Source organism: Pseudomonas sp. ICMP 10191, from assembly GCF_001467335.1.
Classification (GTDB): domain Bacteria; phylum Pseudomonadota; class Gammaproteobacteria; order Pseudomonadales; family Pseudomonadaceae; genus Aquipseudomonas; species Aquipseudomonas cerasi.
Genome location: NZ_LKGW01000097.1, coordinates 1 through 213 on the forward strand (window position 1 = coordinate 1; position 213 = coordinate 213).

Sequence of the window (213 nt, forward strand, 5' to 3'; positions counted from 1 at the left end):
GCTAACGTCCGTCGTGAAAAGGGAAACAACCCAGACCGTCAGCTAAGGTCCCAAAGTCATGGTTAAGTGGGAAACGATGTGGGAAGGCTTAGACAGCTAGGAGGTTGGCTTAGAAGCAGCCACCCTTTAAAGAAAGCGTAATAGCTCACTAGTCGAGTCGGCCTGCGCGGAAGATGTAACGGGGCTCAAACCATGCACCGAAGCTACGGGTAT

Annotated in this window: 1 rRNA gene; it reads left to right on the plus strand. The window is 52.1% G+C overall.

Annotated elements, in window-relative coordinates:
- A 23S ribosomal RNA gene (locus AO388_RS08430) occupies nucleotides 1-213 on the plus strand; the annotation flags it as partial.